This window comes from Nodosilinea sp. LEGE 07298 (genome assembly GCF_015207265.1).
In the GTDB taxonomy this organism is placed as follows: Bacteria; Cyanobacteriota; Cyanobacteriia; order Phormidesmidales; family Phormidesmidaceae; genus Nodosilinea.
Window position 1 is genome coordinate 1 of the sequence record NZ_JADEXE010000063.1, and the last position, 26,317, is coordinate 26,317.

A 26,317-nucleotide genomic window follows, 5' to 3' on the forward strand; every position below is an offset into this window, starting at 1 on the left:
ATTGCCGGTCAGATGTTTGATAACGAATATGACTTGGCCATGACCGTCATTGACGGCATGGAAGCGCGTAGTAAAGCTGGAAATTATCAGCTAGAACGTTTTATGTTTAAATGCGCCTAGCTACTTAGTGAGCAGTGCCTAACCCTAGGGTAGAGAAAGGCTTCTGGCGATCTGCTGCACCCAGGACTAGTACTCAACGGTGGTTAGGTGGCTATTGTTAATTGCAGAGGAGCCGGGGAGCTCGGGAGCCAGGGGTGGAATTGCTAGTCTATTTCAGCCATGCGTTACCAGTAATAACGCATGGCTGAAATAAATAGATTCATTCTAGGAATCAGCAACGTTTAAATTGGCTGAGCGAGGTCGCTTACGGAACGTCGCCCGAAAAGGGGAAGGTAAGAGCCTGTCTGATATGTCTCCTGGTTTCGCTGAGGTAGCTTTACCTATGACTTCGCCAGGAGACAGTTACCCCGATGTCTTTTGGACAATTAGAGTATAGATTTTCTGAGGTTAACTTGTCAGTTAATCATACTTTTGGGTGGAAAAATTTAGCTTTATTCTAAAGCCGAGTTCAGATAGGTAGAGTAGCACTGTATGAATGAAAATAACAATGCCAAGCATCTCGAAGGTTTCTTCGAACAAAATGCTAATGGCTGTATTAATTCCAGCGTATACGAGCACAGACTCTAGCATCTCAACTCCAATAGCTCCGCCCAGAAAAACTAACCCAGCTAAAATAAGACGCGATGAATACCGCAAAGGCAATCGCTTAAGGAAGGGAAGATACAAGTAGCCGATGGCTATGACAATAGGGATATAAGCAAGATACCAACGGTAGTATAGAACGCCTGTACCTCGGCCTAAATAGTTTTCTAAGAGCACGCCAATGATACCCTCGTGAATTTGTGCGGCTTCATCCACGCTCATGATCAGCATTCCGATAGAGAGACCTAGCCAGTAACGATGCATCCGTTTTTTTAACGATGACTCGTGGAGTGCAACGAGCAGGCAAAGCCCCGCAGCGAACAAAAGGTTTAGAGCCGAAATATATGACGGTAAATTGGCTTCTTGACCCATGCTGAAGAATTTAAAGAACCCTACGAAGGGCGTATTTGCAATATCGAATAGGTAAGACAGTAAGTGGACAGCTACGTGCCCAATTGCGGCCAAGGCAACTGTACTTATCAAAATTAGGGTGGCGTTGTGAAAGTGAACTGCTATCTCTGTGGACTCGCTTAGGTGTTTTTGCATGGTTTGTATCTGGTTAAGAACGTCAATAAGGTAATGCGTTGGCACGATCGCACCAGTACGGAAGCACAACAGCCATTTGCACAATCCCCAGCTGGGGATGATTATGGCTATTTTTACCTTCTTTTTACCTTTCCTTAACCTGACTATCCGGACAATACTGCAAAATTTCGGGAACTTTTAGATCAGGACATATTTGAGATTTTTATGCAAATTTCATTGGAAACCAAATGCTAAACAAGTTTTGCAAGCGATTTACATCTTTCCGGAATACTGGACTTATCCTCGTAAAGGGTTACAACAATCTAATTAAAAGGTCTTATATAACAGTTCTTGTTCAGATGAGATGCTTGCCACCTATCAAGGGCCATATGTTCTAAAACTCTCTCTCACCCAAGATTTGTCTCATATATCTAGGGACTGCGATAGGGATTAATGAAAATTTCAAAGCTTAGGATGTATTAAGCATTGAGACAACGGGATACTTAGATTAAAAGAAATACTCCCCATTAAGAGGGTTAAGCGAAACATTTCTCGCAAATTCAAGTCATAAGGCTAAAGTAATAAAAATAGTTAATGTCAGCTAGTATTTCTACTAACTAAAAATGGGATTACACAATAAGGCTATAAAAGGAGTTTTCTGGTCTGCATGTGAGAGCTGGGGGCGACAAGCCTTTACTCTTGCCGTGTTTGTCTTGCTAGCAAGATTGCTCGACCCTGAGACTTTTGGTCTAGTTGCTTTGGCTAGTATTTTTACCGCTTTTATGCAACTTTTCTTAGATCAAGGCTTAGCTCAAGCTTTGATTCAACGTGAAGATATAGAAGATGCACATCTGAATACAGCCTTTTGGATTAGCTTTTTAATTGGTCTATTCTTAACAATCACCAGTCTTTTGCTTGCACCATTAATATCTAGCCTGTTTAAACAGGCAGAATTAATACCTATAATTCGAGTATTGTCAATAGGATTTGTGTTTGGGTCCTTGAGTAGTGTTCAGGATGCTATTTTAACTCGCGAACTGAAGTTTAAATCTTTAGCAATTAGAACTCTTATAGCTACATTCATTTCAGGCTGTTCTGGAATTATGATGGCACTAGCTGGGTTAGGTGTCTGGAGCTTGGTAGGCCAACAAATAATAAATAACTTGGCAAGTACCGCAATATTATGGCAAGCCAGTTCGTGGAGGCCAAAATTCAGTTTTTCTATAGAGCATGGAAAAGAGTTATTTGGATTTGGAATTAATGTTGCTGGTTTCAACATTCTAAACTTTTTTAACAAACGTACAGATGACTTGCTTGTTGGATATTATTTAGGGCCTGTAGAACTGGGTTACTATTCTGTTGCATATCGTATATATTTGATTGCATCCCAAGTTTTAATCAGCGTTATATCAAAAGTAACGCTACCTACCTTTTCAAAGCTTCAGAATGAACCTGAGCGGTTAGTAAAAGCATTTTATGAAGTGACAAAAATGTCAAGTGCTGTCACATTTCCTATGTTTTTGGGAATATCAGCACTCGCTCCTGAATTGGTTCCAATACTATTTGGTGATCAGTGGCAAAAAAGTGTACCGGTCATGCAAATTCTGATGCTAATTGGGCCTGTTCACACCATACTTATTTACAATAGTTCAATCTTGATGGCGATGGGAAAGCCAAGTTGGAGGTTAGGAATACATTTTATTAATGTCATTGCTAATGTTTTAGGCTTTGTAATTGTTGCAAAATGGGGAATTGTGGCAGTAGCTACTGCCTACGTAGTTCGAGGATATTTGCTTTTGCCTTTATCAATTTTGGCAATTAATAAGCTCGTTAAAGTTAGCTATCTATCGTATCTCTCTCAATACTTTTCTCCTTTTTATTGCACTTTATTAATGCTTAGCGTAGTATATTTAGGTAAATATGCTTGCTATATGCTCAACTTAAACAATTTATCAGTTTTATTGATTTGTACTTTTCTAGGTGCCTTGTCTTATTTACTTTCAGTTATGTTTTTTGCTCCAAGTCTATTTCAAAAACTTCAGACAAGTTTTCAGTCTCTTGCTTCATCTAAAGCTTAATTAAAAAAGAAGTAAGGTGGTGCTTGACGACATTATTGTTAAGTCGAACTAAAATTTTGTGGAGATTAAAGTGAAAATAGGTATATTGACATTTCATCATGTTGACAACTATGGAGCCACTTTGCAGGCCTACGCACTGCAAAAATTTCTTCGAAGCCAAGGGCACGATGTAGAAACTATTGACTACCGCCCCCTAAACGCCGTTAAGTACTATACAAAGGGATTAAGCCCTATTAGTAAGGGTTTAAAGTTGAACTCTTTTGCTGCAAGAAAAATATTTAAGGCCTGGCGCATGAGGCAGTTTTTATTGAAGCATCTAAAACTTAGTAGTTCAAAAATATATAATAATGCCAAGTTACGGAAATTAGAGAGTAGTTATGACGTTGTAATTGTTGGTAGTGATCAGGTTTGGTGTCTAGAACCCTTTCGAGGATTTGATCCTGCATTCTTCCTTGACTTTGTAGCCGATGAAGTTGCTAAAATTAGCTATGCATCTAGTTTTGGGAGTACTACCCACCTAGATATTTACAAAGAGCAGATTTATAAGTTAGTAAATAGGTTTAACACAATCCTGGTTCGTGATCAGAATAGTAAAGAGATCATTGAAGGCGAGTGCCAAAAAAGTGCCGAAGTCGTACTTGATCCGACTTTTCTTGTGAAATATGATGACTTGCTTAAGTCAGTTAAGTATAAGGAAAACTATATTCTTCTGTATAATCAGTCGGATCTAAATGAATCCGAGGAAGAATTTGTTAGCGTTGTGTCTAAAAAGAAAAATCTCAAAATAGTTTCGGTTGGAAAATATAACCGAATTGCAGACGAAAATTTTATCACGGCAGATCCTTCCGATTGGTTAAGTCTATTTAAAGCTGCCACATATGTGGTCACTAATACTTATCATGGAACAATCTTCTCGTTGATTTTCCAAAAATCATTTACGGTTTTATTTTCTTCTAAGAAGACTAATAAGACTAGTAATCTTTTAGGCCAGATAGGATTAGAAGGGAGGATTCTCCTAAATTCTAATGATCAAAATATGTTTTTGGCTCAACTTGAAGAAGTTAAGTACGAAGATTTTCAAGAAACCTTAGACCAAAGGATTATTGAGTCAAAAAATGCTTTGATTTCAGCTCTGAAAAAGCTTCCAAACACTGCTCACTAAACACTAAAGGATGAGGGAATCTAATGAAAGGTGGTGCTGAAATAGTACGCTTAAGTTCTCTTAACATAAAAGTTGAAGCTATTGAAACGAGCAAATTTTCTCACTACCGAACCAATCACTTATTTGAGCGGTTTGGAGAAATACATACGCCTCAGGATTTGAAAGAATATTGTTTGTGGGCCGAAGAAAACAAAGTAAAAATTTATATTCTTGGGAATGGCTCTAATACTTTGTTTGTTGGCAAGAGAATTAACTCTCTGGTTTTAAAGAATAAGCTAGAAAAATACTTAAAACCTCTTCCTGGTAACCGTTTAGAGGTATCCTCTTCATCACAGGTAATGGATGTTTTGAAATACTGCCAAGAGCATTCTCTTTCTTCTTTCTATTATCTTTCGTCAGTTCCTGCTACTGTTGGTGGTGCCCTAGCTATGAATGCTGGAAGAGGAGAATCTTACCATCAAACAATATATGATTTTGTCGAAAGCGTCACCTATTTAGATGGAGGTGATGTTAAAACTGTGATGAAAAACCAGCTTGAAATAAGTCACAGAACCACAATGTTTACAGGAAGGCATTCAAAGCTAATTTTGAGTGCAGTACTTAAATTTACACCAGAAGTGTTTGAAAAAAGCCCCGTTCAAGAACGACAAGTCTGGTCAAAGGAACATCAAGATAATATAGCACCTAACTGCGGCTCAGTTTTCAAAAGAGCCAACTTCTCAATCTTGCGCAGATTGCAAGGAATAGCCTTTGGGAAAACTCAATATTCGAAAAAAACTACTAACTGGATTTTAAATAAATCTAGTAGCAGCAATTCTATTTTAGTACTGATTTGGCTTGCAAAACTATTGCATTTTATAAATGGAAACTCTAACGACATAGAATTGGAATTAATAGAAGTAGACTAATGCTTTTTTGTTTGATGTGTCTAATTTTGATATGAGCTTTCCGAGCTTTTTTCTAAACTGGTTTTTTCTTTTTGACTCATTATGACTACTCAAACAAAACTACCCTTAGTCAGCATTTTGATCAATAATTATAATTATGAAAATTTCCTATCTAATGCTATTGATAGTGCTCTAAATCAAACTTATCAGAACATTGAAGTCGTTGTTGTTGATGACGGATCTACAGATAAGTCTTGCCAAGTGATCAATCAATATGGCGACCAAATTGTTTCTGTTTTTAAGAAAAATGGCGGTCAAGCATCTGCCCTTAACGCAGGTTTTGATGCAAGTAAGGGCGAAATTATTTGTCTGCTAGACGCTGACGATATATTTTTGCCTGAAAAAGTATCTCAAATAGTGGCTCTTTTTCAATCAGATTCTGAAGTCGATTGGGTATTTACAGAATCTGCACCCGTTGAAACTAGTGAAATTTTGCCAGGTAAGCTAGAAGATCTTTTCGCTTCTATCCGCAGTCAGCCATCTGCGGAAGACTTGGGCAAAATAAACTTCAGGAAAAATATTTTGAGGGGGCAGTTGCCCAATTTTACGCCTTCTACATCAAATCTATGCTTCTCTCGAAAGCTGCTGAGTAAGTTGTTCCCTTTACCTGAAATTAAGGGCCTTTCAGGAATGGCAATTACTGACCTGTATATCAAGCTTCCAGCCGTTGGTCTTAGCGCTGGCTACGTCACTAAAGAAAATTTAGGTATATATAGGTTTCACAATAATTATTATAAAAATCTCGACTTAAGCAAGAAGCGTAGAATGTTTGGAGAGATTTATACGACTACTGGTTATTGGATTTCGAGAAACTTTCCGGAATTCAAGGCCATTGGTCGGAAGATCTTAGGAAAGGGTTTTGCTACATATCTAAGCAGTACCTACACCACTCAACAGGTGACCGATGCTGACTGTCAGGCCATGCTTGATGATTATCTAAGCTCTTCTTCAATTTTTGAAAAACTAAAAATTACTTTAACTATTTTTTATTATAGGATTCGACTTAAGTTCAAAGATTTTGTATAGTTTTACACGCTTAAGGGGCATTTAGTAAATGTGCTTAATTCAGCCTACTTTTGTTTCTATTATTATTCCAGTTTTTAACGACAATCAACATCTACAGATTTGCCTAGAGGCCATCGCTCAGCAAACGTATTCGTCTGAGCATTATGAAATCATCGTTGTTGATAATAACTCTAAAGAAGATGTTAGCAGCGTTACGACCCTATTCGAAAACGTTATTTTAATTCATGAGCCTTCTCCCGGATCTTATATTGCTCGCAACCGAGGTATTGAAATAGCTAAAGGAGAGATTATTGCTTTTACTGATGCAGACTGCATACCCGAACCAACCTGGTTAGCCAACGGTGTTAAAGCTTTACAAAGCAAACCTAATGTAGGGCTAGTGGCAGGTCACATCGAATTATTCGTAAGCGATTCTAACTATCCTAACCCCTTTGAGCTGTACGAAACTATTGCGCTCGCCTTTCCCCAAGACCAATTTTTGGCCAATGATAACTTTGGTGTAACAGCTAACTTACTGACCTTTAAGCATGTTTTAGATGCCGTTGGCCTGTTTGATGAAACCCTCAAATCTGGAGGCGATAAGCAGTGGGGCCAGAGAGTATTTGCAGCAGGCTACAAGCAGCTGTACGCCGAAGATGCACGAGTTAACCACCCGGCCAGAGACACATGGGATGCTCTCCGTAAGCGAGCTGTGCGAATTATTGGTGGCCGCTATGATGTGCTGAAGTCAAACCGCCCATCCACATTAGCTTTACTTACCGACCTAGTTGTTTTTCTCAAACCGCCGTTCAGATTTTTTCTGCGGACCTGGCAAGACGCTCGCCTTAGAGGTCCTAAGCAAAAAATTCAGTTTACGGTCGTTATGCTGCGTCTACGGTGGGTTGCCATTCAAGAACGCTTTCGGCTGCAATTTAGCGGGGGTGTTTCAGAACGGGGGTAGTTGTCACTGTCAAGGAATTCAAGGCTTGATACAGGCTGAAACCTACTCGTAGGTAAACGATAAGTTGGGGTTTGAGCAAGGTTTAGAGACATTAGCAGGGCAAAGGCGATGGAGCAAATGCTTTTAGTCAGCATTATTATCAATAATTATAACTATGGCAGTTTTCTGCCCCAAGCAATTGATAGCGCTCTCGGCCAAACGTATTCACATACTGAGGTTATTGTCGTTGACGACCTCTCTAGCGACAATTCGCGCGACATTATTGCTGGCTATGGCGATCGCATTGTCCCTGTTCTACACACTACCAACGGTAAGCAGGGGGCAGCCTTTAACAGTGGCTTTGCCAAAAGCCAGGGTGATATTGTTATTTTCCTCGATGCCGACGACTATCTGCACCCCTACGCCGTCGAGCGTATCGTCGAGGTCTGGCAACCTAACTTGGCAAAAGTTCATTACCGCCTAGAGGTGGTTGACACAGAAGGGCAGCCACGGGAGATCTCTTACCCCCAGGGCGGCCCTCTAGACAGCGGCAGCATTCGTCAGTCGGTGCTGAGTGTGGGCACCTATGTAGGGGTACCCACCAGCGGCAATGCCATCAGTCGCCAGGCTTTGGCCCAGGTTACGCCCATTCCCGCCGAGTTTGCCACCACGTCCGACGATTATTTGTCGGTGCTAATTCCGCTTTTTGGTGAGGTTGCGGCAGTCGAAACCCCCCTGGGTGCCTACCGCATCCACACCAGCAACCAGTGGGCCATGACCCAGGTGACCAGCGATCGCTTCCATCGCATCATTCGTCACGATCTTCAGCGCTGCGCCTTGATTAGCCAGTACGGGAACCAACTGGGTTACGACGTAGCGAACGATCTTTACATGCGCTTTGTCGGTCGAGCCTGGACGCGGTTAGCGTCGCTCCGTTTTGATCCGGCCAGTCATCCGGTGCCCACCGACCGACCCCTGGGGCTGACTTGCTTGGGCCTGCGGGCAATTTGGCGCTATTCGTCATTTAACTGGCAAAAGCGGCTTATTTTTAGCTCCTGGTTTATTTGGGTGGGCCTGGCACCTCGACCGCTGGCCAAGCCCGTTATTGTTTGGCTTTTTGCGCCCCACCATCGCCCCAAATTCATTAGCTGGTCTCTAACTCGAATTCGCAGGCTGGTGAGTAGCCCAGGCTAGCTGGTCCGTTTGGCTATATCTGCTAATTGTCGTATCTGCTAATTGAGATCATTCACCCGGAGACTCACTATGAATCAACAGCAAAGCAGTCGTGTGGCCTGGCTGCTGCCTTCTATGGGCAGGGGCGGCATCTCTTGGCAGCACATTCTGCGGGAGTTTACGCAGATCTTTCCCAACACTCGGGTGTTTACCGGAGAATGGGTCGGCTATGTGCCCGGCTTTGAAGATAGCTTTGAGCTACAAACCGTGGGCCGCACTCAGTTTATGGAAACAGGCAAGTCTAACCAGGGTTATGGCTTTGGCTTTTCCTATGCGTCGCCGACAATTATTTATCACTTATTTAAATTTAAGCCCCAGGTAGTGATCACTAACGCCTTTTCGGTGTGGTCAATTCTGGCGTTGCTATTCAAATTTTTGGGCGGTTGGCGAGTTATTGTCGCCTATGAGGGTGGTTCTCCCAACTCAAATTATGAAACCAATTCTCTGCGCCTGCGATCGCGGCGGTTTATTGTGGCCGGGGCCGATGGCTTTGTCGCCAACAGCCAGGCGGGTAAAGACTATTTAATCAACGTTTTGGGAGCTAACCCCGACAAAATTTTTTGTCGGCCTTTTTTGGTGCCTAGCCTGGATGCACTGCTGCGATCGCCCCAGGCCGACCAGGAGCGGTTGGCAGAAACGCTGCCACGACCCATTTTTCTCCATGTAGGCCAAATTATTGAGCGTAAAGGGGTAAGAACCCTACTCGAAGCCTGCCACCAACTCAAAACCAAGCACCTGCCCTTCACGCTGCTGCTCATTGGCGACGGCGAGCAGCGCCCCGAGCTTGAAGCCTATACCCAAACCGCCGGTTTAGAGGACGCTATTCACTGGCTGGGCAAAATCGACTACGGTGCTTTAGGCTCCTACTTCCGGCGGGCCGATGTATTTGTCTTTTCTACCAATGAAGATATTTGGGGCATGGTCTTGCCCGAAGCTATGGCCTTTGGCAAAGCTGTGCTCTGCTCTAAGGGCGCTGGCGCTGCCGAAATGGTGATACACGGCGAAAACGGCTTTGTTTTCTCGCCCAATCAGCCCCAAGAACTGGCCGACCTGATGGGGCAATTCTTAGAAACCCCGACCCTAGCCACAGCAATGGGGGCAAAATCAGCCGAAATTATGACTGCCCATACCCCCGCTGCGGCAACCACGATCTTTACTGCGGCTGTTGAGCATGTACAGAGGGCAGTCTAAGGTTTCAGTCGCCAGCATTTGACCCATTTCAGCAGCAAGGACAGCTAGCCGTCATGCGTGTATTAGTAATTCGCCGAGCGAAGGGGGCTTCCTTTAGCATGGACGTCTATGCCGATGGCCTGATCGAAGGTCTGAAGCAGGCCCGACCAGACTGGTCAATCGAAGCCCTAACGCCGTCGTTCTCTGAGTACAGTGGCTCGATTCTCAATCGAATTGATAAATACTTCTGGCGTTATCTGGCCCTACCGAGGCAGGTGTCTCAGCGCGACGATATCGACATTTTTCACGTTATTGATCATAGCGATGGTCACTTTGCCTATAGCTTGCGCCAGGCTGGGCACCGCGTGGTGGTTACCTGCCACGACCTGATCAACTTTATTCAGCCAGAAAATATCACTACCCAGGCTCTAGCGCCTTGGGTGAGCACCATGATTTGGAAGTATGCCGTGCAGGGCATTTGCAAGGCAGACCACATAGTTACTGTGTCAAATTACACAGCTAACGACGTTACTAAGGTGTTTGGCCTGAGTTCTGAGCACATTACTGCGATTCACAATGGGGTCGAGTCAAACTTTCGCCCTCTGCCCGAGCGGGGCGCAGCCCTTCGTCAACACTATGGTTTGAGCCCAGACACCTTTTGTCTGCTAAACGTGGGGTCTAACCACCCGCGCAAAAATGTAATTACCGCTCTCCAATCCGTAGAGGTACTGCACCAGCGGGGCATTCCAGTGCATTTTCTCAAGGCTGGAGCCGATTTTACCCCTTCCCAAAAAGAATTTATTGATTCTAAAAACCTTTCGGATTGGGTGAGTTATGTCGGTAAACCTAGTAAAGACCAGCTGGTAGACCTCTACAACGCTGCCGACCTGTTGATCGCCCCCTCTCTCTATGAAGGGTTTGGCATCACGGTTTTGGAAGCGATGGCTTGCGGTACTCCGGTCGTTACATCTAATGCAACCGCCCTCCCTGAGGTAGTCGGCGAAGCTGGGTTGATGGCTCCCCCTGACGATGTTGCCGCTATGGCCACCGCAGTGATGCAGATGCAGCAAAACCCGGCAGAGTATCGGCAGTTTGTGGAAAAAGGACTGGCCCATGTGCAAGCCTTCACCTGGAAAGCCCATGGTGAGCGAGTAGCCAAGGTTTATGAAAACGTGCTGAGTCAAACCCTACCCTTATGAAGCCGCTCAAGATATTAATTTCTGCCTATGCCTGCCAACCCGCTATGGGGTCTGAACCTGGCGTGGGCTGGAATGTCGGGCAAGAACTGGCAAAGTACCATCAGGTCTGGGTGCTGACCCGCCGCAACAATCGTCCTGCGATCGAGGCTGAGCTATTGGTTCGCCCCAACGCCAACCTCACTTTTCTGTACTGCGACCCCCCCGGCCCGGCCCGGTGGCTGCCACCCACTCAGGTACCCCACTACTACGGCTGGCAGATTGGTGCTTACTTTGCCGCTAAAGCACTGCTCCAGCAGGTGGATCTCGACCTCATTCACCATGTGACCTACGTACGCTACTCCACCCCTAGCTTCTTGGCGCTGTTGCCCGTGCCGTTTGTTTGGGGACCGGTGGGGGGTGGCGAGGCTGCGCCCGCCGCGTTTTGGCAGGGCTTTAGCCGCCGAGGCCAGGGTTATGAGGTGCTGCGTAGCCTCATCCACCGCCTAGGCGAGCTTGACCCTTTTACCCAAATGACGGCCCGTCGCAGTGTCTTAATTCAGGCCACCACGGCAGATACCGCCCTGCGGCTCCAACACATCGGCGCTAAAGATGTACGCATCTCTCCAGCCATTGGGCTGTCTCAGCAGGAGCTGCAGCAGCTATCTATGCTAAAACTCGCTACAGCACCCAAAGACAAGGTTCGATTTGTCAGTGTAGCTCGATTGCTCCACTGGAAAGGGCTGCACCTGAGCTTGCGGGCCTTTGCCGAGGCCAATTTAGATAAGGCCGAATACTGGATCTTGGGTGAAGGCCCTGAGAAACAGCGCCTACAGGCGATCGCAGCCGATCTCGGTTTGAGCGAGCGAGTTAAGTTTCTCGGCAGTCTACCCCGCACCGAGGTTTTGGCTCAGCTACAGCAGTGCGACGTGCTGCTGCACCCTAGTCTGCACGAATCGGGCGGTCTGGTCTGCCTCGAAGCCATGGCCGCCGGGCTGCCCGTCATTTGCTTAGATTTGGGCGGGCCTAGCCTTCAAGTCACCGCCGAAACGGGCTGCAAGATCGTGGCCCATACCCCCCAGCAAACGATTCAAGATTTAGCAGCGGCGATCGCCCAACTTGCCCAAGACCCCCAGCTTAGAACCCAAATGGGCCAAGCGGGGCAGCAGCGAGTGCAGGATAAATTTTCTTGGGCAGCTAAAGGGCAAGAGTTGATTCAACACTATGCAGAAATTTGTCGAGAGGTAGCCCCATGCGCATTTTAAGCATTCACAACGTTTATCAAATTCGAGGGGGAGAAGAGGAGTCTCGCGACTCTGAGGAACGACTGCTGCGAGAAAACGGTCATATTGTCGATAGCTACGAAGAAACTAACCACGACATTGAACAGTATTCGTCTCTTCAGGTCGCCCTAAAATCCATTTGGTCCCAAAAGTCGTACCACATTGTTAAAGAAAAACTTAAACGCCATCCCTACGATGTGGTTCATGTGCAAAACTTTTTCCCGCTAATTTCTCCATCAGTGTATTATGCGGCCCAGTCTATGGGGGTGCCGGTGGTTCAAACCTTGAGGAACTATCGCCTAATCTGCCCCAATTCCTTATTTTTTAGGGATGGTCAGGTTTGCGAGGATTGCCTTGGCAAACCCATTCCCTACCCCGGAGTAGTGCATGGATGCTATCGAACCAGTCGAGCCGTCACCGGGGTTACAGCAGCTATGCTGACGAGCCATCGCCTGGCGCGCACCTGGCAGAAACAAGTCGATGTGTTTATTGCGTTAACTGATTTTGCGAAGCAGAAAATGATCGAGGGGGGCCTGCCTGCTCAAAAAATCGTTGTCAAGCCCAACTTCGTTAATCCTGACCCGGGGCCAGGAAGCGGGGCCGGTAATTTTGCCCTGTACGTGGGTAGGCTTTCCGTTGAGAAAGGTCTCGATACATTAATCGAAGCTTGGCGGCAACTAGAGCAGCCCATACAACTCAAAATTATTGGTGATGGTCCCCTTGCCCCAATGGTTGAGCAGGCAGCCCAGGAGCTTACTGGTGTAGAGTGGCTTGGCAAAAAGCCTATAGCGGAAGTCCACCGTTTGATGGGCGAAGCCAGCTTTTTGGTCTTTCCGTCCAAATGGTATGAGACCTTTGGCCGCGTGGCTGTAGAAGCGTTTGCTAAGGGAACGCCTGTGATTGCGGCCAACATTGGAGCGATCGCTGAACTGGTTGAAAATGGCGTGACCGGCCTTCATTTTGAGCCCGGCAATGCCTACAGCCTAGCGCAAAGTGTCAAGTGGATGCTCAACCACCCCGAACATCACGCTGAAATGCGCCATCAGGCCAGAAAAACCTATTTAGAACGCTACACATCCTACCAGAACTATGACCAGATCATGGCGATCTATAAACAAGCTCAGCTCAACGCAAATGTTAAGTTAACTGCCTAAAAATGGGATCATTATGAGTGGCAACATCTTCCCAAAAAATCCTTATAAAACATCAAGTCATAAGGGCTATATTTCAAATATAACTCTAATTTTAGCCGCGTTTGCCAGCGCATTTTTTCCTAGAATTATTCAATCGCTTGGTGCACCATCACCAGTTAATTTTTTACATTTTTTCACTGTGCCATTAGCCTGCGTTATCGTTTTTCTACGCTGTCGCAGAACAAGCTATAAGCAAATTGCGATGACCCGTTCTCTTTTTGTTGCCTTATACATCTACTTTGGCATCAATGCTGCTAGTGCCTTTCTCAACAATGCAGGAGCCGTCAACATATTCTTGAATTTTATGATTCAAGCAGAGCCATTTATGGTGCTGATTGCCATTGTTTACATTCCGCTGAATTTTCAAAAGCTAGAACGATTTAGAACTTGGGCACTGAGATTTTTCTTATTAAACTTAGTGATTGCCTTAATTCAGGCCATTGGTCTCTATAGCGGCATTATGCCCTATCCGACAATGACTATGGAAGATAATGTGCAGGGAGTATTTTATCTTTCTTCTGGTGGCCACGTAGTCTCAGCATCTGTCTCTTTAATCTACGCACTGTACTATTTTACAAGGCAAAATGTACCCTTAGCTTGGACTCGGTATTTTATTCTTTTCGGTGGCCTTTTTCACGTTTATTTGGCCGATTCTAAGCAGACCATTTTAGTTGGTATTGCTGCTTGGATACTGCTTATCATCAGTCGCTCGACGGATATCAAGGCTACCCTAAAATATGTGATTATCGCCACAATAGTTCTTTATTCGTTCTACTGGTGCGTTTATAACGTAGATGCGCTGCAGGCCTACCGCACCTGGATTCGTCCTGAGATCTATGGCCCTGATGGTGATGCAACGGTGCAAAAACTATTTCCTGTCCGCAATATTCCGACCTACTACACATCTCTACTCAACTGGTTTTTGGGCCTGGGACCAGGTCACACATTGGGCCGTATTGGCGGCTGGATGATTCGCGACTATGCCAGTATTTTGGCACCTCTAGGAGCTACCCGCCATCCAGCTAGCCAGGCCGCTTGGAACGTGTGGAATGGAAGCTACCTGGACTCTAGCTTTTTCTCACCATTTTGGGGTTTTGTGGGCATTTGGGGAGATGTTGGTTTTCTAGGCTTAGGTACCTATTTAACGATTTGGTGGATCGTCTGGATCAAGGTTTGCAAAGACGATTTTTCTCGATTTCTGGTGCTTAACGTCTTGGTCAATGGATTTATCTTTACCACTATGGAAGAGCCTGGGTTTATGCTTTCCACGGCTGTACTGCTCGGTCTAAGGTGGCACGAGCTCAATCCCCATAAGCCCGACCCCAACCGCCAAACGCTGTTTGAGGGAGCAAATATGTATTTGACCTAAAGCTCAATTGTCTGGGGTAAAACTCCTCAAGGCAGAAGCAATAAATTTTAGAAAGTTTCCGGTTTGGGTAATGCCTGATTGAAGAGAGAAGAAGATTACCTGAGCAGCTTTATTGATTGGGTAAGTTGATACCAACTCAATAGAAGCTAGCAATCAAGGGGCGATCGCACAACCTGGCTAGTCAACTGCCTAAAATGCCTAACGGATCTCCATCTATAGTTTTTCGCAGTTGGCTTACTGGTAACGGATACGGCTCAATTTTTATATTAATCCGATGACTAGCATGTCTGAATCTCACTATGTTTCGCCGCTGCGAGATATCTCCTATACCTCTAAAATCTTCTTGATTCTTGGGCTGGCTTGCATTGTTTGCTTTGTTGCCAATATGGCAACCTTTGCTATTCCGCCCAGCCCAATGGCACTAGAATGGCGACTAGGTTTTTTGCAGCAAGTCGGCAACCGCAGCATTTTGTTATTTCTGGGTGCAGCGATGCTGCTCTATTGCACGTTAGATTTTCATTCATTGGTTAAGCCCCTTGCCCTGGCTTGCTTAATAGGAGGGATTTTGCTGCCGCTATCCTGCGTGTTGCTAGTACGCGACCATTTAGTACTGCAAAACCAAACTCTGACCACTATTGATAATCAGTCACAGGCGTTGCAAACCCAGATTCAAGCCGCCGAAAATGATCCAAACCGACCGACTGAGGTTACGCCTGAACTACTACAGCAGGCTGTGACACAAGTTGAATCTCAGACAGAATCCTTGATCCAGAATGCTCGCGACAACACTACAAAATCTATTGTGTCTAGCGCAGGTAGCCTAATTGTTGTTGGGTTGGGGCTAATCAGCCTCGGACGGTTTGGAATAAAACGCACAGTATAAAGGATTTATCATCCCCTTCATTCCCTGGTTTACCCTTGACCTAATTATTTTTGCTGATATGAAAACGCAGCCCTATTTGAAACTTGCTGGCTTGTGGTTTATATCCCTCGCCAAGGAGCATCATGGCCGGTTTGTTTTACTTGGGCTTAGTATTGGATTAGCTTACTTTCCCATTTGGATAGGTTATTTGATACCTAGGGCATTGCGAGGCAAGGTAGGCTGGTTTTTGATTGCCTGCATGCTACTGCTGGCGGGTGCCGAACTTTGGAACCGTCGGCAGGTACTCAAAACCCTCAAAGCCTCTGCAGAAGATCAGTTGTTAGGACACCTTCTGATTGTTTTTGGGGTAGTTTTATTTCCCTTTTGCCGATTTGATATTTGGCCGCAGGCATTTCTATGGCTAGTTATTTTAGCTGGTATAGCTTGTAGCACCTGGGGAGCTAATGTATTTGCGAAATTCGTGCTGCCAACGGTTTTTATTGGCAGCACAACTTATCCACGTATTGGTTTGATTTCTCGATTTGTTTGGGATTTTCTAACGCCCTATCAGTTTCTTGAAATTAAAATGGCACAAATTAGCAGTTTGGCTATGCAGGCAATTGGCTTCCCGGCTACTCACCAAGGCATTTATATTACATTTCCGGAGGGCGCTGTGCAAGTAGGCTGGGGATGTAATGGTCTTGATATGGCACTTTCTATCGCAGCAACAGGCTTATTTATGGGCATAATATATAAGCAAAATCGAGTCCAAATGGTAATTTTAATCGCCATTTCTATGATCATTTCCTTGGCATTTAATATTCCTCGGCTAATGCTAGTTACTCTGGCTCATGTCTATTGGGGGCCGTGGTGGTTTGATTTTTGGCACGGTTTTTGGGGCGGGCAAATCTTTGTAGGTTTGCTACTCACCCTTTACTACTATGTGATGATGGCAATGATTGAGCGTAGTAAAGCTCAGGCAAGCACCTCTCGCTAAAATATCGACTTCAGGCGCTAGCTGGGGCTGATGGTTAGATCATTGTACTGAGCCTCAATTTAGGATAAGCGCAAGAAAAATAAGCTTATAAGATGCTAGGGGACACCGCCCGGTCGAATATCTCCGAGATCTCCTATGAGTCAAGGCTTTGGTTCCCCCCCGAAAGACGGCTAAGCGGGCCTCAATGAGATCTGATACATGCTCATTGTTTTGGCCGCAGGCTGTGCAACCTAGCACAACTTCAGAACGGTTTTCTTGCGCTTACCCTGGACCTACTAGGTATGAGTGTAGCGGCTTTGTGCAAGCGTCAGCAAGAAGAAGATGAAGTTGCCTAGGGTATCTATTTAACTTTTGGCCTGATTGATGGTTGAGAGTGCTATCTCATTTATGAGATAGCGCTTTTATTAGTTTTAGGTTTGCTAACATTGGCCTGTGGCAAAATCTAGGTGGTATTTTGTACGTCTTTAAGTATCTGTTTGCGGAAAATACTGGGTAAGTATACGGAAGGCAATGAGAAATCATAAGGCTTAGTGTAAGGTGGTTGAGGGAGGTGAGTGGTTGTAAAGCTATATCGTTGAATCACAGCCTCAATCGTGCATTATCTTAGGGCATTTACCTACCAGTTTCGTTCGCCGTCTTTGCCTTTTGCTAACATCAATTTGTCTCTACGGATCTAGCCAGTCACCACTAGCTGGTTCTTCCCTAAAGCTTTGGATTGTAGCCACGCGAGTCATCACACCCTTAACAGCGCAGACATATTAAATGTAAGAGCCTTAGGTCACCATCTAAGGCTCTAGTAAAGGCATTGAGACGGCATTTATCCCCTGTAGGTTGGAGAAAAAATGACGACTCAAACTCAAAGTGTTCCTAGCCCGATCAAAGGCCTTGTCTTTGTAGATGACTCGATCGCCGATGCCGATACCCTGCTCAAAGGCCTCAACCCTGGCCTAGATGTGGTGTTTCTTGACTCGGCTCGAGATGGTATTGACCAAATTACTGAGGCACTGCGATCGCGCTCTGGCCTGGATAGCATCCACCTTCTGTCCCATGGTGAAGCGGGTGGTTTAACCGTGGGAACAACGGCGCTCAACGTCAATACCCTCGACAGCTATGGCTCGCAACTCAGTCAGTGGTGGCAATCGCTCAGCGATGGGGCCGATATTTTGCTCTACGGTTGCAACGTAGGTGCTAGCTCAAGCGGGTTCGATTTTGTCAACCGCCTCAGCCAGTTCACCGGAGCCGATATCGCTGCCTCTAACAACACTACAGGCGGTGCGGGCGACTGGGACTTTGAGCTGGTTACTGGCTCTATTGAGACAGCTGTAGCCCTGAGCGCCGAGGCTCAAGCTAGCTACGCTAGCAACCTCAATATCATCACTGTCACCAGTACCGCCGACAGTGGCGCGGGGTCGTTACGGGCTGCCATCGCTTCAGCCCCGGCAGGCAGCGTAATTAAGTTTGCCTCGACCTTGGCCAACAAAACCATCAAGCTCACCAGCGGCGAGATTTTTTTGGGCCGCAACATCACTATTGATGCGATAGGAGTTCCCAACCTCATCATCAACGGCAACAATACCAGCCGTATCTTTCAGGTAGGTAATTCTGCGTCGCCTGTACAGGCGACCTTTAAAGGGTTGACCTTAGTCAACGGCAACGGCCAGGGTGCTCAAGTTCCAGGTATGGGAGGTGCCATCAATGGTGCCAACTTTGTCACCATCACTCTGGTTGACAGCTTGCTGAAAAACAACAAAGCTGGCCGTGGTGGGGCATTACAGGTAGGTGCTGGAGCCCAAGTCACCATTCGGAACAGCGTATTTGATAGCAATGATGGCACCCTTACAAATAACGGTAAAAGTGGCGGTGCCATCTCTACCAACAGTGCCGGAGGAGCCGGAGGCTTAGGGTTCTTGATTGTTGAAAACTCACAGTTCACTAACAACAAGGGGTATGTTGGTGGAGCAATTTACAACATATCAAGCCCTGTGACGGTCAGAAATTCTACGTTTTTGGGCAATACTTCTAAACGAGAGGGCGGAGCAATTTTCTCCGATGGTGCTGGCCCGGGCGGCGCTGGCACGACCCAGGGCGGCACAATTTACGTTGCCAATAGCTGGTTTGAAGGCAACAAGTCGACTGATGGCGGCGGTGCTCTATACATTTGGAGTTATGGGCCTGACAAATTGCGGGTAGAAGATAGCACGTTGGTAGGTAATACCGTAACTCCGGGAACCTATAGCCGGGGACGAGGGGGTGGACTTGAAGTCAATGGCGGCAGCGTCACACTCCGCAACGTAGCGGTGGCCAACAACGTCGCTGAAACCCAAGGAGGTGGGTTGTGGGTTGAGACCAGGTTGCCCGTCACGGTTACCAATAGCACCTTTTCGAGTAACCGGGTGATAAAAGACGCAGGAGGCGCTATGTTCTTAAACACCGTTTCCTCTCCTCCAGTCAATATCATCAACTCCACCATTGTCCACAACTTTGCCGGGCGGGCCAATGGGGCGCTGTGGATGAACAGCGGCAATAAAGACTCAATTACCCTGCGCAATTCGATTGTCGCCTTTAACAGGGCGGTCGATCAGCGGCAGAACCAGGTGGGCTATACCCCCCGCGATGGTGGCGGCAACATTGAGTTTCCAGCACCGGTCAACTCTGGGCCGCGAGTAGCCACTAACAGTCGTATTGTCGATCCCATGCTGGGGCCGCTGATGAAGATTGGCGATGACCTGGTGCATCCGCTACTGGTCGGCAGTCCGGCGATCAATACTGGGGTCAAAGCCAGCAATGTGCCTACCCAAGACCAGCGCCAGTTTACCCGTGACAGCCAGCCCGACGTAGGAGCCTTTGAGCGCGGCGGACTGCCAACTACGGGGGGCAGCGGCAACGATGTGCTTTTAGGTACCTCAGCCAATAACAGTCTGTCTGGCAGCGGTGGCAACGACACTCTACTAGGTCTGGGCGGAGCCGACACGCTGACTGGTGGTGCTGGGGCCGATCGCATTGTCTATACGGGGCGATCACAGGTCGAGGCCCACGGCCAGTCAACCCTAGCGGCGCTCGATCGTATTGTGGGGTTCGATGCCACCCAGGGCGATCGCATACAGCTCGACTACAACCACAATTTGCTCACCTCTGAGCGCCCGTCGGGTCTGTTTAATGCTGGCTTAAAGACGGGTGCCACCCTAGAGCAGGCTGCTCTAGCCGCGTATAACGACAAAAACCAATTGACCAGTGGAGCGCAGGCTATGGCGGCAAACCAGGCGGTATTTTTCCGCTGGGGAACCCGCACGTTTTTCTCCGTTAACGATGGTACCACCGCTTTTTCTAAAACCGCCGATTTGGTAGCTGAAGTTACCGGTATACGGCTGATTGGGAGCGATGCTACAGCTGGGACCTTGAGCGTGTCTAACTATTTTGCTTAATGTCGAGTTTGGGATAGTTGCCTCAATAGGGCAGAGTAAATGCCGCTTGCCCGTATAACGTGGCCTGGTTTTCGCTCGGGGGCACTGAACTCGGACTTGGTAGTAAGCAGCGCTTCTTCTAAAGCCTATGCAAAAGCCCCTGCCGAACGGCAGGGGCTTTCTTGACTTGAGCCATCAGCCTTATAAATATCGGGTGAAGTTAGATCGAACCTGGCGGAAACCTCCGCGATCTGCTGAAAAAAGTTGCAGTAAGCTTGTCCCCTGGTGGTAGCGTGCACATGTTCTACTCTAGGGACCAGCAGTTGTAACTCTGGAGTTTTAGTATGGTGGGTACTGCAAATCCGCTCTCTTCTTATTCATTTAGCGGTCAGGCGATTGCTCGAATTGTGGGCCTGACCTGTGTATTCGGCTTTATTGTAGATATGACTGCCCTCACCTTTCCGCTGGAGGCGGGCGCGGCCTGGCGAGTAGGGTTGTTGCAGCAGATGGGCGATCGCAGCATTGTGCTGTTAATTGGTATTGCGCTGCTGCTCTACAGTGCTTGGGAAAGTTCGGCTTTACGCAAGCCGCTGGGCTTTGTCTCCCTGAGTTTAGGAACGCTATTTTTGCTGCTCTGCATGCTGGTCGTGCGCGATAGCGTTTCGCTCCAGTACCAAGCGGTCGAGTCTATCGGTACTCAGGCCGCCCAGCTGCAAACTCAAGTTGAGCAAAATCGATCTGATCCCAATGCTGCTCCCAATGCTACCCCCGACGATTTTTCCGAAGCTTTGCGGCAAATTGATGCCCAGGCCGCGAGCCTTAAACAAAATGCCAAAACCAGCATTACTAAGGCCGGCATTGCTAGCACTAGCAACTTTGTGGTGGTATCTATTGGCTTGCTGAGCCTGGGTCGCCTAGGTGTGGGTACAGGGGGTGGATCGAGAACCCGCAGCGCCAAGAAGCTGCGAAAGTGATCTATCCATATTCTATTTTCGTAGGGGTAAACGGCCACTTACCCCTACGAAAATTTACGCCTCAATTTAGCCCCGCCTAACAACAGGGCGATCGCATTAACCGGGAGATAACTCAGTTGAAAAACCAGATGGAGCAAGGCCATAACAATTCAGAAATTAACGCCGATGTCACTCTTAAAGACTTGCTTAGGCTTTGCAAACTATCGACGCCCAAGCCGAAACTCTGAGGCGCAACGCCAATCCTAGCCTTACAAAGGCTAGTTTTACCAGCAACAGCAACCTGGTGATTATGGGCATTGGCTTGCTGGGGCTAGGGCGCATGGGCATTGGTGGGGGAACAACCCGGCCAAAGACCGAAGCAAATCTTGCAAACAGCACCGCATTAGTCCTTAGGTAGCATGGAGGTTCTGACGTAATGGTGGCAGTTTTTCTCAGCTGGCTGCTGTTCTTAAGTCTGGCGATTGGCCCTGTACCTCTGGCAGTTGGCCTCACTTATCGTTATCAACCCCGTGACCTTGAGGAAACTAGGGTCAAGATGGTTTTTTCGATTGTCACGCTGTGGTGTTTGGGTCAGGTCTGTTTAGGGTTAGTGCTGGGTAGCCTAGGGCTCTTGGCACTGCGACCTGTCTTGGCAGCAGAGACCACACTGGCGATCGCCGGATTGATCGCGAGCTATCGCTGGACGAAGGGCTGGGCTAGATTGCGGTGGAACTGTGGTCGGGTAAAGCTAGCCCCCTATGAACTGCTGCTACTGCTGCTACTGGGCAGCTTGGCGCTGGTGCTGCTCGAACGCATCGCAACCCAGCCTTTCAATAGTTATGACACGCTATGGTTTCACGGCCCGATAGTAGCCCGCTGGTATCAAACCGCCTCCTTTTCGCAACTAGACCCCCTTGGCCACTTGATTATTGACCATCCTACGGCCCAGGGTTATCCCTATACCTGGCATGTGCTATCGCTGTTGTGTCTACTGCCCTGGGGGCAAGACTTGTTTGCAGCCCTGCCGATGCTGTTTGCGTGGGTATGGCTAGGGCTCTCAGTCTATTTGCTTGGTCGCTACAGTGGAGCTGCACGGTTTTATTCCATCGCTGCAGCGGCATTGGTGCTGGTAGGCCCCTTTTTACTCAACCAGGTAACCACGCTGTATGTCGATCTGCCGCTAGCGGCTGTCTACTGCGCTAGCCTGTGTTGCTGGCTAGCATATCACCGTCACCACCATAGCTGGGATGCCTGTTTAAGCCTGGTCATGGCTGGACTGATGGTGGGTATTAAAACTGCAGGCTTGCTCTATGCTGCCGTGATTGTGGTGCTGTTCCTTTGGAGTTTTGGTTTGCCTGGGGGCCGATCTTCTCGACCTAGATCTACGACTAAGCCCGTCCTGCTAGGGATAGGCATTGTCCTTGGGGTATGGCTAGGCGGCTTTTGGTATCTCGGTACCAGCTTCAATTTGGTCTCGGAGTCAGCCGAGCTAGTGGCTACGGGGACGGCCGACATTGTGTCTCCTATTTTGGGGGATGATACCAGCTGGCTTCAACGCCTTTGGGAGCAGGTTGTATATCTACAAAGCCATACGCTGACCAGTCAATTTAATCCTCTCAACCTGGAGCACTGGAGCCTGGTAGGTAGTCAAGCGCTGGTGCGCTTTCAGCTACCGCTGTTGGCATTGCTGGCCCCAGCACTGCTGCTGCCCTACAGCTGGTATAAATGCCCTAGTATTCGGGGGCGACGCCAGCTGGCAGGCCTGGGTCTGCTACTGCTGATCACGTTTTTGCTTTACTGGAATCTGCCCTATAGTTCAGGGGCAACTAACCCAGAGGGAGCGCTCACCCCCCTAACAGGTAACAATATGCGCTACGGTTTCCCGGCTTTGGGGGTGTTGGGGGCGGTATCGGCTAGCAGTGCTACCCAGCTGCGTCTAAGCCAGCGATGGACTACGCTGACGGTGGTGGTTAGCATCATGGTGGGTGTTTTGAGCAGCGCACTTTTCGACCATGTACGAAATTTGTCTGCCATTGACCAGAGCCTAGGCTGGCCTAGCCAGATAGTACAGCAGCTGGCTAGGCAGCCCAGGGAGGCGATCGCCTCCCTGGGCACAATACTCGGCACATTGGATCTAGCCGTTGAGGCTAGGCACCTAACCCTGCTAACGGTGGTGATTTGCCTTTGGGGACTGGGCTGGTGTTGGCCCACTCTATATCGCTGGTGCCATGCTCGATTGGGCAATTGGCACTGGGCGGTTCGCTGGAGTACTAGCCTGCTGCTGGTCGGCGTAGTGTTGGTCGTGGCTACGGCCCAGTGGCTTCCGGTGAGAGAAACCAACCGGACCCTACTGTACGGCGATCTTGACAGGGTTCTGGCCAGAGCCTTGCAGCCGGGCGATCGCATTGCCTATTTTTCCACCGACACTACCAGCAGCAAAACCTACTTGCTCTACGGCCAGCATTTTACTCATGAGGTGATCCGTCTATCGCCGAGCAGAACCGATCTATCTACTGAGTTGGCGGCTCTCACCCAGGCACGCACTGTACTAGTGGCCATTGATCCTGATCAACTCAACCCTGAATATATTGGTGGTGAAACCTTTGCAAACGCCCTTGACCAAGGGGCTTTGGAGTTGGGTTTTGAAGATCTTCCATGGCGGGGCATCAATCTCTATCGCGTTGTCAAAGCTGATATCGACCGTGCGTCCTTGCAGGTTCCCGAACGTTCAATATCCCTACAACAGCTTCAGCAAACCAGCACCTTAAGGCCATAATTCCCCTAGAAAAATGTAGCTGTCGTAAAGCTACCCGAAGAATTACGGAAATGTCTCGGGCCTTGAGAAAGAGGGAAGAGAGTATCACCCGAGATCGGCCATGCTTGCTTCAGCCCCCCCTTAATTTCGATCATTATTCCGGTTTATAACGGTGGCTCTGCTTTTTCTTGCTGCCTTAAAAGCCTGGCCGGTCACCTTCCTGCGCCTCATCAGGTGACCACAAAAATCATTGCGATCGCCGATGGTTGTCATGATTGCTCTAACTGCCTTGCAGAACAGTTCGGTGCAAAATCGCTCAGAATGTCAGGGCCTAGCGGTTTGGCCAAAGCTAAAAATTTAGGAGCGCAAATAGCTCAAAGCAACATGCTGTTTTTTGTGGATTTCAACTTTACCATTCACGCCAATACCAAAGCCCAGTCGTAGACCTATTTCACCTGTTAACAATTAATTGGACGGCATGCATTATACCATTATAAAACATCAATGATAACCCAGGAAGACTTCTTAAAATCAAATTCTGAACTCGCTAATGCTCTTCCAAGTCTGCCTGCGCAGAAACATATAAATGCCTTAGCAAACACAGTTAAAATTGAATCTAGCAATAATTTAAATGGACAGCCTCTGGTTTCGGTGATTATACCAGCTTATAATGCGGAGCGGTTTATTTGCCAAACACTAGATTCGGTACTGGCTCAAGCTTATTCCAATTTAGAAGTATTTGTGGTAGATGATGGATCTCAAGATGATACTGCTTCTATCGTTCGAGAATACATGCAAAGAGATTCAAGAATACAGCTCTTAGAGCAGAAAAACTTTGGAGTTGCGGCTGCTCGAAACTTGGGGATTGAGAAGTCAACGGGAGAATTCATAGCCCCAATTGATGCGGATGATATTTGGCATCCCCAACACGTCAGTAAACAAGTCAAGTGTTTTTCGCAAGCACCATCTTCAGTCGGATTGGTTTACTCTTGGTCAGCAGATATCAATGAACACAATAGACCAACAGGAGCTGCTCGAATTTCCTCAATTCAGGGAGATGTACTAAGAACGTTAGTTTGTCACAACTTTATTGGTAATGCCAGCTGCACCTTAATTCGACGCAGCTGTTTTGAATCTGTAGGTGGCTATAGTACAGCTCTAAAAGCTCAGCAGGCTCAAGGCTGTGAAGATTGGGATCTATACTTACGCATATCAGAACGCTATGGGTTTTGTGTGGTTCCTGAGCTGACAGTGGGCTATCGAAAAGTATCTAGCAGTATGTCGAGCGATTTTCGCCAAATGGCAAAGTCACACCAGCTAATGCTGCAGCTCGTGCAAAGTAAGCACCCTGATATTCCACATTTTCTCTATCGCTTATCTTGCAGCAGTTTTTATATGTACCTAGCTCGTCAGAGTAATCGGTACGGCAATTATTTGGCTTCTCTATCCTGGCTTTATGAAGCAATTAAAATAGATTCAATCACGCCAATTGGGCGTTTTGGATTTTATAGCTTAGGCATTCAGAATAGGGTGCATCCCAGTTATGCAATGAGCAATAATACTTAGTCTTGACCAGGTGCATGAACGTTAAGCTTTGAGCAGTTCAGCATAGGAACTTCATTCCCATGGATGCCGCCAAAGAAGCCCGTCTTAAAGCACTGACGCAGGAGTTAGCCGAATTGCTCTACGAGGAGACTGCCCCCGAGGACGTTAAGACATTGGAAGGCATCGAGAACGTCGTGCGGGGCCATCTACTCGAGCGTGTCGGCCCAGAACTCGGTCATTTTTTATCCGCGCAAGCAGCGGCACAACGCGAGGCCGCCAGCGAGGTGTTACCAGCATCATCGGCCAATTGAGCATCAGCGAACAGCAAGGACAGCAGCTAGGCCTGAAAGCCCGAACTCAGTGGAGTCCGCAGTTAGAGAAGTGTTGTTTGCTAGTAAGTGCCAACGAGTCCTACGAAGACACGGCTCGTGACATTGCGGTGCTAACCGGGATATCGGTCTCCAAGAGCACTCAGCAGCGGCTCGTGCATCGTCACGATTTCCCGCCTGAGGCGGTCGATTTCGGCGTTAAAGAGATGAGCATTGATGGGGGCAAAGTGCGATTACGGACGCCCAAAGGTCAACGGAGTGCTTGGCGCGACTATAAGGCCGTTAACCTGCATCAAGGCTGTGTAGCGGCGTTCTTTAGAGCGAATGATGCCTTGGTCGAGTGGGTCAATCAGCAGCCATTGGCGTCTCCGGTGGTGTGCTTAGGCGATGGGCACGACGGGATTTGGAATCTCTTTGCCCAGATCGCACCGCCAGTGCAGCGACTTGAGATTCTAGACTGGTACCACCTCATGGAAAATTTGGGTCAGGTCGGCGGGTCACAACACCGGCTGGATGCCGTGGAGACCGGGAGCATGTCACCTTTGTAGCCCAATTGAGCCATTGAGTATCAAATGTCAAGTACATAGAGGTGACGCGACAGCTAGATTGGCGGATTGCAGGGTCTGAGAGAAGGTCAGCACCCCCGTTCATGAGCGCTGTAGCAGTGGTCGCCTTTCGAAGAACGACTGCACG

The 26,317-nt window shown here is 47.5% G+C and carries 20 protein-coding genes and 1 pseudogene; 20 read left to right on the plus strand and 1 reads right to left on the minus strand.

Annotation, left to right across the window (positions count from 1 at the left end; genetic code table 11):
• Positions 1 to 519: 519 nt before the first annotated feature.
• Positions 520 to 1,074, minus strand: a complete 555-nt coding sequence (locus IQ273_RS11100) for a hypothetical protein (protein ID WP_194023233.1) — start codon at positions 1,072 to 1,074, stop codon at positions 520 to 522.
• Positions 1,075 to 1,850: 776 nt separating this feature from the next.
• On the opposite strand from IQ273_RS11100, the gene IQ273_RS11105 reads away from it, so the two are divergent.
• From IQ273_RS11105 to IQ273_RS33630, 20 genes and pseudogenes are all read left to right on the plus strand, one after another.
• Positions 1,851 to 3,305, plus strand: coding sequence for an MOP flippase family protein (locus IQ273_RS11105; RefSeq protein ID WP_194023234.1), 1,455 nt, complete (start codon positions 1,851 to 1,853; stop codon positions 3,303 to 3,305).
• Positions 3,306 to 3,363: 58 nt separating this feature from the next.
• Positions 3,364 to 4,467, plus strand: coding sequence for a polysaccharide pyruvyl transferase family protein (locus IQ273_RS11110; protein ID WP_194023235.1), 1,104 nt, complete (start codon positions 3,364 to 3,366; stop codon positions 4,465 to 4,467).
• 23 nt (positions 4,468 to 4,490) lie between these two features.
• A complete protein-coding gene (locus IQ273_RS11115) occupies positions 4,491 to 5,375 on the plus strand; it encodes an FAD-binding protein (protein ID WP_194023236.1) in 885 nt (294 codons plus the stop codon).
• 81 nt (positions 5,376 to 5,456) lie between these two features.
• Positions 5,457 to 6,440 carry a glycosyltransferase family 2 protein gene (locus IQ273_RS11120; RefSeq protein WP_194023237.1) on the plus strand — a complete coding sequence of 328 codons (984 nt, stop codon included), beginning with the start codon at positions 5,457 to 5,459 and terminating at the stop codon, positions 6,438 to 6,440.
• Positions 6,441 to 6,468: 28 nt separating this feature from the next.
• Positions 6,469 to 7,380, plus strand: a complete 912-nt coding sequence (locus IQ273_RS11125) for a glycosyltransferase family 2 protein (RefSeq protein WP_194023238.1) — start codon at positions 6,469 to 6,471, stop codon at positions 7,378 to 7,380.
• Positions 7,381 to 7,488: 108 nt separating this feature from the next.
• Entirely contained in the window at positions 7,489 to 8,553 is a 1,065-nt protein-coding gene (locus IQ273_RS11130; RefSeq protein ID WP_194023239.1) for a glycosyltransferase, read from the plus strand.
• A 69-nt stretch (positions 8,554 to 8,622) separates the two neighbouring features.
• Complete coding sequence (locus IQ273_RS11135) at positions 8,623 to 9,783, plus strand: glycosyltransferase (RefSeq protein ID WP_194023240.1); 1,161 nt, start codon at positions 8,623 to 8,625, stop codon at positions 9,781 to 9,783.
• 53 nt (positions 9,784 to 9,836) lie between these two features.
• Positions 9,837 to 10,961, plus strand: coding sequence for a glycosyltransferase family 1 protein (locus IQ273_RS11140; RefSeq protein ID WP_194023241.1), 1,125 nt, complete (start codon positions 9,837 to 9,839; stop codon positions 10,959 to 10,961).
• Positions 10,962 to 11,005: 44 nt separating this feature from the next.
• Positions 11,006 to 12,202: a glycosyltransferase family 4 protein gene (locus tag IQ273_RS11145; RefSeq protein ID WP_228052816.1), complete on the plus strand. Its 1,197-nt coding sequence runs from the start codon at positions 11,006 to 11,008 to the stop codon at positions 12,200 to 12,202.
• On the plus strand, positions 12,190 to 13,374 hold the full coding sequence (locus tag IQ273_RS11150; protein ID WP_194023243.1) for a glycosyltransferase: 1,185 nt from the start codon (positions 12,190 to 12,192) through the stop codon (positions 13,372 to 13,374). The genes IQ273_RS11145 and IQ273_RS11150 overlap by 13 nt, the downstream gene beginning before the upstream one ends.
• A 13-nt stretch (positions 13,375 to 13,387) precedes the next feature.
• A complete protein-coding gene (locus tag IQ273_RS11155) occupies positions 13,388 to 14,782 on the plus strand; it encodes a hypothetical protein (protein WP_194023244.1) in 1,395 nt (464 codons plus the stop codon).
• Between the two features lie 343 nt (positions 14,783 to 15,125).
• Entirely contained in the window at positions 15,126 to 15,665 is a 540-nt protein-coding gene (locus IQ273_RS11160; RefSeq protein ID WP_194023245.1) for a hypothetical protein, read from the plus strand.
• A gap of 58 nt (positions 15,666 to 15,723) precedes the next feature.
• The gene (gene crtC, locus IQ273_RS11165) at positions 15,724 to 16,641 is read left to right on the plus strand and encodes a cyanoexosortase C (protein ID WP_194023246.1); all 918 of its coding nucleotides are present in this window, start codon (positions 15,724 to 15,726) and stop codon (positions 16,639 to 16,641) included.
• An 842-nt stretch (positions 16,642 to 17,483) separates the two neighbouring features.
• Entirely contained in the window at positions 17,484 to 20,063 is a 2,580-nt protein-coding gene (locus IQ273_RS11170) for a DUF4347 domain-containing protein (protein WP_194023247.1), read from the plus strand.
• Between the two features lie 323 nt (positions 20,064 to 20,386).
• The gene (locus IQ273_RS11175) at positions 20,387 to 21,016 is read left to right on the plus strand and encodes an HpsJ family protein (RefSeq protein WP_194023248.1); all 630 of its coding nucleotides are present in this window, start codon (positions 20,387 to 20,389) and stop codon (positions 21,014 to 21,016) included.
• A gap of 193 nt (positions 21,017 to 21,209) precedes the next feature.
• Positions 21,210 to 21,413, plus strand: a complete 204-nt coding sequence (locus IQ273_RS11180; RefSeq protein WP_194023249.1) for a hypothetical protein — start codon at positions 21,210 to 21,212, stop codon at positions 21,411 to 21,413.
• An 18-nt stretch (positions 21,414 to 21,431) separates the two neighbouring features.
• Positions 21,432 to 23,771, plus strand: a complete 2,340-nt coding sequence (locus IQ273_RS11185; protein ID WP_194023250.1) for a phospholipid carrier-dependent glycosyltransferase — start codon at positions 21,432 to 21,434, stop codon at positions 23,769 to 23,771.
• Positions 23,772 to 23,906: 135 nt separating this feature from the next.
• Positions 23,907 to 24,194: a glycosyltransferase gene (locus IQ273_RS11190; RefSeq protein WP_313898081.1), complete on the plus strand. Its 288-nt coding sequence runs from the start codon at positions 23,907 to 23,909 to the stop codon at positions 24,192 to 24,194.
• Between the two features lie 60 nt (positions 24,195 to 24,254).
• Positions 24,255 to 25,316 (plus strand): glycosyltransferase family A protein, encoded by a 1,062-nt coding sequence (locus IQ273_RS11195; protein ID WP_194023251.1) that lies wholly within the window; start codon positions 24,255 to 24,257, stop codon positions 25,314 to 25,316.
• Positions 25,317 to 25,375: 59 nt separating this feature from the next.
• A pseudogene (locus tag IQ273_RS33630) lies at positions 25,376 to 26,151 on the plus strand (ISKra4 family transposase); the annotation flags it as partial.
• Between the last annotated feature and the right edge of the window lie 166 nt (positions 26,152 to 26,317).